This window comes from Streptomyces sp. NPDC048521 (assembly GCF_043199855.1).
Taxonomy (GTDB): Bacteria; Actinomycetota; Actinomycetes; order Streptomycetales; family Streptomycetaceae; genus Streptomyces.
On the sequence record NZ_JBICWR010000005.1, the window covers coordinates 42,802 to 50,294 of the forward strand.

The following is a 7,493-nucleotide window of genomic DNA, read 5'->3' on the forward strand; positions in this document are numbered from 1 at the left end:
TGGCCCGCGGCGGCTTCCCGGGTCCGACTCCGCGCGGACCGTCCGCCGACGTCAGCCGGCCGTCGGCTGCGCCGACGCGGACGCCCCGCGGATCTTGCAGCTGGGCTGCTCGGCCATCGCTGCCTTGACGTCGCCCTGCTCCAGCCGCTTCAGCGCTTCCGTGCCGCTGCTGCTCTGCTTGCCGACGTCTTGCGCCTGGGTGGCGGCGATGTCCTTGAGGCCCTTGGCGAACTTGCCCTGGTTCTTGGTGTCGAGCCCGTCGACCTTCTTCTTCAGGTCGACGTAGGACGCGGAGAGGCCGGCGAGGTTCTTGGCGGCGTCCTGCTGCCGCTTGGCGCCGTCGTCGATCCCGGGGGGCGCTCCGGCGTCACCGAGAGCGTCGGCGAGCCCCTTGTAGCCGTCGGCCAGGTCCTGGAAGGCCTGCGCGTAGGTCTTCTGCGCGCTCTTCGGAGGGAGGTTGCTGTTGGTGGCGATGGCCGCGATCGACGCGTTGGCCGACCTGATCTTCGCGTCCTGCGCGGGTACGGCGTCGCACACCTTCTTGGCCCAGGCGACCAGCTTGGGGTCGGGCCCCTTGTCGCCGCTGCTGGTGCATCCCGACAGCGCCACCACCAGTACCGCACCGCCGGACAGCGCGGCCGCGAGCTTCTTGTTCACCGGATTGGTCCCTTCCATGGCTCTCGGCCCCCGGAATCTACACGGCGGACGGCATCCCTCCACCTACCGGATGGCTCATAAGTCATCTTTTGTGACTCTTCGCACCATGGGAGAGAAGGCTCACGAAGGCCCACGACGTGCGCGAGCCCGCACAAGGAAGCGGGGGGGGGGGGGGGGGGGGGGGGGGGGGGGGCCCCCCCCCCCCCGGGGGCGCGGGGGGGGCCCCCGCCGCGCCCCCGCCCCCCCCCGGGGGGCGCCCCCGGGGGGGGGGCCCCCCCCCCCCCCCCCCCCCGCCCCCCCCCGCCCCCCCCCCCGCCCGGGGGGGGGGGGGGGGCCCCCCCCCCCCCCCCCCCCCCCCCCCGCCGGTTGAGCAGGCCTTCCCGCTGTGGCCTACGAAACCACCGCCGTATCCGGCGAGTTGGCGACCCGCTCGGCGCTCTCGTCGTCGCCGACGGCGATCCCGCGCCGCTTGGAGATGTACACGGCGACGACGATCACCAGGAGCGCGAGGATCGCGACCCCGATCCGTACACCGAGGTTCTTGTCGTCGCCGTAGGAGAACTTGATCACGGCGGGTGCGATGAGCAGCGAGACCAGGTTCATGACCTTCAGCAGCGGGTTGATCGCCGGGCCGGCGGTGTCCTTGAAGGGGTCGCCGACCGTGTCGCCGATCACCGTGGCCGCGTGGGCCTCGCTGCCCTTGCCGCCGTGGTGGCCGTCCTCCACCAGCTTCTTGGCGTTGTCCCAGGCGCCACCGGAGTTGGCGAGGAAGACCGCCATCAGCGTGCCCGCGCCGATCGCGCCGGCGAGGTAGGAACCGAGCGCGCCGACGCCGAGCGTGAACCCGATGAAGATCGGCGCCAGGACGGCGAGCAGACCGGGCGTGGCCAGCTCGCGCAGGGCGTCCTTGGTGCAGATGTCGACCACCCGCCCGTACTCGGGCTTCTCGGTGTAGTCCATGATCCCGGGGTGCTCGCGGAACTGCCGCCGCACCTCGAACACCACCGAACCGGCCGACCGCGACACCGCGTTGATGGCGAGTCCGGAGAAGAGGAAGACGACCGCGGCGCCCGCGATGAGGCCGACGAGGTTGTTGGGCTGCGAGATGTCCATCATCAGGCTCATCGGCGCGCCCGCTCCGGAGAGCTTCTCGCCGACGTCCTGCGCGCCGGTGGTGATGGCGTCCCGGTACGAACCGAAGAGCGCCGACGCCGCGAGGACCGCGGTGGCGATGGCGATGCCCTTGGTGATGGCCTTGGTGGTGTTGCCGACCGCGTCCAGGTTGGTGAGCACCTGCGCGCCAGCGCCCTCGACGTCACCGGACATCTCGGCGATGCCCTGCGCGTTGTCGGAGACCGGCCCGAAGGTGTCCATCGCGACGATCACGCCGACCGTGGTGAGCAGGCCGGTGCCGGCCAGGGCCACCGCGAACAGCGCCAGCATGATCGACGTACCGCCGAGCAGGAACGCGCCGTACACGCCGAGCCCGATGAGCAGCGCGGTGTAGACGGCCGACTCCAGGCCCACCGAGATGCCGGAGAGGATCACGGTGGCCGGACCCGTGAGGGAGGTCTTGCCGATGTCCCGGACCGGGCGGCGGTTGGTCTCGGTGAAGTAGCCGGTCAGCTGCTGGATGACCGCGGCGAGCAGGATGCCGATGGCCACCGCGACCAGTGCGAGGATCCGCGGGTCGCCGTCCTTGCCCCGGATCGCCGCGTCGGTGACGCCGTCCAGGTCGGAGTACTTCGCCGGCAGATAGACGAAGACCGCGATCGCGACCAGCGCGAGGGAGATCACCGCGGAGATGAAGAAGCCGCGGTTGATCGCCGTCATACCGCTGCGGTCCGCGCGCCGCGGGGCGACCGCGAAGATGCCGATCATCGCCGTGATCACACCGATGGCGGGCACGAGCAGCGGGAAGGCCAGTCCGGAGTCGCCGAAGGCCGCCTTGCCGAGGATCAACGCGGCCACCAGGGTGACGGCGTACGACTCGAACAGGTCGGCCGCCATGCCCGCGCAGTCGCCGACGTTGTCGCCCACGTTGTCGGCGATGGTCGCGGCATTGCGCGGGTCGTCCTCCGGAATGCCCTTCTCGACCTTGCCGACCAGGTCGGCGCCGACGTCGGCGGCCTTGGTGAAGATGCCGCCGCCCACACGCATGAACATCGCGATCAAGGCGGCGCCGAGGCCGAAGCCCTCCAGCACCTTCGGCGCGTCGGCCGCGTACACCAGCACCACACAGGAGGCGCCCAGCAGGCCGAGCCCCACCGTGAACATGCCGACGACGCCGCCCGTGCGAAATGCGATCTTCATAGCGGTGTGCGAGACGGTGGTGAGATCCTTTTCGGGTTCGCCGGCCGCCGGAGTGGCTTCCCGGGCCGCGGCGGCGACACGCACATTGCTGCGCACGGCGAGCCACATACCGATATAGCCGGTGGCCGCCGAGAACACGGCTCCGATCAGGAAGAACACCGAGCGCCCGGCACGCTGATTCCAGTCGTCCGCGGGCAGCAGCATGAGCAGGAAGAAGACGACGACGGCGAATACGCCGAGCGTGCGCAACTGCCGGGCGAGATACGCCTTGGCACCTTCCTGGACCGCCTCGGCGATCCGTTTCATGCTGTCGGTGCCCTCGCCCGCTGCCAGCACCTGGCGCACCAGGATTCCCGCGACCACCAGAGCGGCCAGGGCGACCGCCGCGATGACGGCCACGATGATCCGGTTGTCGTCGGTCAGGACCGCGGCTGCGAGGGTTGTGGGATGACCCGACTGATGAGGGGTAGAAAGCCCCGCCATTCGTCCTCCTTGACGCTTGGGCTGAGCTCAAGATGTGGACGGATTCTAGGTACCCGCGAGTGATCTAAACAGAGGACGGTAAACGGAATTGGCCTTCTTGTGCCCTTCAGTAAACGATCGAGGTCACGCCACGGAACCCGAAAGAGGTAATGCCCCAAAGGCATTGACGGCCGCATTGACGCTTGATCAAATTATCGGGCTATTGATCGTGAATTCCTTCACGAATTCCGCAGGGCGCCGGAAAACGCGGCAAGGGCCCTGCTCAGCAGGGCCCTGGTGAGGTTGCGTGACGGCTCGGGGAGCCTCAGAGAACCGCCGCGGTCGGCGGTGTGGTCGGCCAGGTCATGCGGATCAGGCCGCCGTCCTGCCCAGTGGTGACCTCCACGTCGTCGACGAGGCCGCTGATGACCGCGAGGCCCATTTCGTCCTCCTCGATCTCCGCCTCGCCGTCCTCGGCGCCGGGCGTGTCGCCGCCCGAGGTGGCGTGCGGAGCCTCGTCGCCGACCTCGATGGAGAACTGTTTCTCCTCTTCGATCAGCGCGACCTTGACCGGCGACGTGATGCCGCTGTTCTGATGGAGGCCGACGGCACGGGAGCAGGCCTCGCCCACGGCGAGCCGGACCTCGTCGAGGACGGCCTCGTCCACCCCGGCCCTGCGTGCCACCGCTGCCGCCACCAGCCGGGCGGTCCGGACGTGCTCGGGCAGCGCGCTGAAGCGGAGTTCGACGGTGGCCATGCATCCCCCTCGCGACTACGGGCGTGCGGTCGGGGGCGGGGCCGCCGAGAGCCCGCACCCCCCGCTGTGCTTGTGTGCCCCGGGCCGCTTCGTCTTCATCGGCCCAGGACGGGACCGGCCGGCGTCCGGGCTCCGGCAGGAGCCCGACGCCGGCGACAGGCCCAGGTCAGTCGGTGGCCGCCACCGCTTCCTCGACCGAGGTGTGAATCGGGAACACCTTGGTGAGGCCGGTGATACGGAAGATCTTGAGAATGCGCTCCTGGTTGCAGACCAGGCGCAGCGAGCCCTCATGGGCGCGTACTCGCTTCAGGCCGCCGACCAGCACGCCGAGTCCGGTGGAGTCGAGGAAGTCCACGCCCTCCATGTCGACGACGAGGTGGAAATTGCCGTCGTTCACCAGCTCGACCAGCTGCTCGCGCAGCTTGGGCGCGGTGTATACATCGATTTCGCCACCGACCTCGACGACCGTACGATCGCCGACGGTACGGGTCGACAGGGACAGGTCCACGGATCCTCCAGCACCTTGCTATCGAGCGGTCGCCCCTCGGGCACCTCGCCTTGCGGCCCCCGGGACGCAACGCCAGCCGCGATGGCATTCAATCACTTACCGGCAGGCGTGCACGACGCCTTGGCTCCATTGTCCGTCACGCCGGTGACACACTCGGTGCCGATGGCCAAGAATCACCGATCCGATCGATCCCCGACCGACCCGGCATCCCGCCCGTCTCCGGGCGCGATCCTGCACCGACTCGCCTCCGGGCCGAGCCGGTCTGCGCGCATCACTCATACGGAGCACTTGCCCCCACGCGCGGGTCGGCATGCCGTCTGGCCTGACCGGATTCGCTCAGAGGTGATCGCGGCCGTACAGGCGTGCGGCATCGAGCACCCCTGGGCCCACCAGGCGCTGGCCGCTGAGCACGCCCTGGACGGCGACTCGGTGGTCGTCGCCACCGGCACCGCCTCCGGCAAGTCCCTCGCCTACCTGGTACCGGTCCTGTCCACCCTTCTGGACGGCGCCGAGGCGCCGAACGGACGCGGCGCCACCGCCCTGTACCTGGCCCCCACCAAGGCCCTCGCGGCGGACCAGTGCCGATCGGTGAAGGAACTTTCACAATCTTTGGGCATCGCCGTACGCCCAGCCGTGTACGACGGAGACACCCCGGTCGAGGAACGCGAGTGGATCCGCCAGTACGCCAACTACGTCCTCACCAACCCCGACATGCTCCACCGCGGGATACTCCCGTCCCACCCCCGCTGGTCCTCCTTCCTGAAATCCCTCAGGTACGTCGTCATCGACGAGTGCCACACCTACCGCGGCGTCTTCGGCTCGCACGTCGCCCAGGTGCTGCGCCGGCTACGCCGTCTGTGCGCGCGCTACGGCTCCTCACCCGTCTTCCTGCTGGCCTCGGCGACCGCCGCGGAACCCGCCGTCGCCGCCCGCCGGCTGACCGGCCTGCCGGTGGTCGAGGTCGCCGACGACGCCTCCCCGCGCGGCGAACTGGTCTTCGCCCTCTGGGAGCCCCCGCTCACCGAGCTGCACGGCGAGAGGGGCGCACCGGTACGGCGTACCGCCACCGCGGAGACCGCCGACCTGCTGACCGACCTCACCGTGCAGGGCGTGCGCTCGGTGGCCTTCGTACGGTCCCGGCGCGGCGCCGAGCTGATCTCGGTGATCACCCAGGAGAAACTGGCCGAGGTCGACCGCTCCCTGGCCCGGCGTGTCGCGGCCTACCGCGGCGGCTACCTCCCCGAGGAGCGCCGTGCCCTGGAACGCGCCCTGCACTCCGGTGAACTCCTCGGCCTCGCCGCCACGACCGCCCTGGAGCTGGGCGTGGACGTCTCCGGCCTGGACGCGGTGGTGATCGCCGGATACCCGGGCACGCGCGCGTCCCTGTGGCAGCAGGCGGGCCGCGCGGGCCGCTCCGGGCAGGGCGCCCTGGCGGTGCTCGTCGCCCGGGACGACCCGCTGGACACCTTCCTCGTCCACCATCCCGGGGCCCTGTTCGACCAACCGGTGGAATCGACGGTCCTCGACCCCGACAACCCGTACGTCCTCGCCCCGCACCTGTGTGCCGCCGCCGCGGAGCTGCCGCTGACCGAGGAGGACCTGGACCTCTTCGGCCCCGCCTGCGCGGACGTGCTCCCCCAGCTGGAGGCCGCGAAGCTGCTGCGCCGACGGACGAAGGCCTGGCACTGGACCCGCCGGGAACGGGCTGCCGACCTCACCGACATCCGCGGCGCGGGCGGCCGTCCGGTGCAGGTCGTCGAGGCCGCCACCGGCCGCCTGCTCGGCACGGTCGACGCGGGCGCCGCGCACTCCACGGTCCACGAGGGCGCGGTCCATCTTCACCAGGGCCGCACCTACCTGGTGCGCTCCCTGGACCTGGAGGACTCGGTCGCCCTGGTCGAACAGGCCGACCCGCCGTACTCGACGGTCGCCCGCGACACCACCTCGATCTCCATCCTGGAGACGGACACCGAGATCCCGTGGGGCGCCGGCCGCCTGTGCTACGGCTCCGTCGAGGTCACCAACCAGGTGGTCTCCTACCTCCGCAGACGCCTGATCACGGGCGAAGTGCTGGGCGAGACGAAACTCGACCTCCCTCCTCGTACGCTGCGCACACGCGCGGTGTGGTGGACGGTCACCGAGGACCAGCTGGACGAGGCCCGGATCATCCCGGAGATCCTCGGCGGCTCCCTGCACGCCGCCGAGCACGCCTCGATCGGCATGCTGCCCCTCTTCGCGACCTGCGACCGCTGGGACATCGGCGGAGTCTCGGTCCCCCTGCACCCCGACACCCTCCTCCCGACGGTCTTCGTCTACGACGGCCACCCCGGCGGCGCGGGCTTCGCCGAACGTGCCTTCCACACCGCCCGGGCCTGGCTCGCCGCCACCCGCGAGGCCATCGCCTCCTGCGAGTGCGAGGCCGGCTGCCCGTCCTGCATCCAGTCCCCCAAGTGCGGCAACGGCAACGACCCACTGCACAAGAGGGGCGCGGTACGCCTCCTCACAGTGCTGCTGCGAGGGGCGCCGGAGGAGACGGGAAAACCAGCGGAGGAACAGGCGGAGCAGTAGGCGGAGGAGGCGCGGGCGGCCGGATGGGAGGGGCCTTCGAATGGCTAGCGCGGCTGGGGCGAGGCGCCGACGTAGGGCCCGGGAGGTCGGCTGGGTGAAGGGCCGACAGAGGGCGGGACAAGACGGCGGCCGACTCGGGGCGAGGAGCCGAGGGGGGACGGGCAGACGGCGGCCGGCTCGGGGCGAGGAGCCGAGGGGGGACGGGCAGACGGCGGCCGGCTCGGGGCG

5 protein-coding genes are annotated in these 7,493 nt (G+C 70.9%); 1 reads left to right on the plus strand and 4 read right to left on the minus strand.

The features are described 5' to 3' along the window. Positions 1-51 precede the first annotated feature (51 nt). From ACGFRF_RS13835 to bldG, 4 genes are all read right to left on the minus strand, one after another. Positions 52-657, minus strand: a complete 606-nt coding sequence (locus ACGFRF_RS13835; RefSeq protein ID WP_393739447.1) for a small secreted protein — start codon at positions 655-657, stop codon at positions 52-54. A gap of 390 nt (positions 658-1,047) precedes the next feature. After that, entirely contained in the window at positions 1,048-3,453 is a 2,406-nt protein-coding gene (locus ACGFRF_RS13840) for a sodium-translocating pyrophosphatase (protein ID WP_393739449.1), read from the minus strand. A gap of 304 nt (positions 3,454-3,757) precedes the next feature. Then, positions 3,758-4,189: an ATP-binding protein gene (locus ACGFRF_RS13845; RefSeq protein ID WP_393739451.1), complete on the minus strand. Its 432-nt coding sequence runs from the start codon at positions 4,187-4,189 to the stop codon at positions 3,758-3,760. Between the two features lie 166 nt (positions 4,190-4,355). After that, positions 4,356-4,697, minus strand: a complete 342-nt coding sequence (gene bldG, locus ACGFRF_RS13850) for an anti-sigma factor antagonist BldG (protein ID WP_010986038.1) — start codon at positions 4,695-4,697, stop codon at positions 4,356-4,358. An 81-nt stretch (positions 4,698-4,778) separates the two neighbouring features. Between bldG and ACGFRF_RS13855 the strand changes: the two genes are divergently transcribed. Next, positions 4,779-7,265, plus strand: coding sequence for a DEAD/DEAH box helicase (locus ACGFRF_RS13855; protein WP_393739453.1), 2,487 nt, complete (start codon positions 4,779-4,781; stop codon positions 7,263-7,265). Positions 7,266-7,493 lie beyond the last annotated feature (228 nt).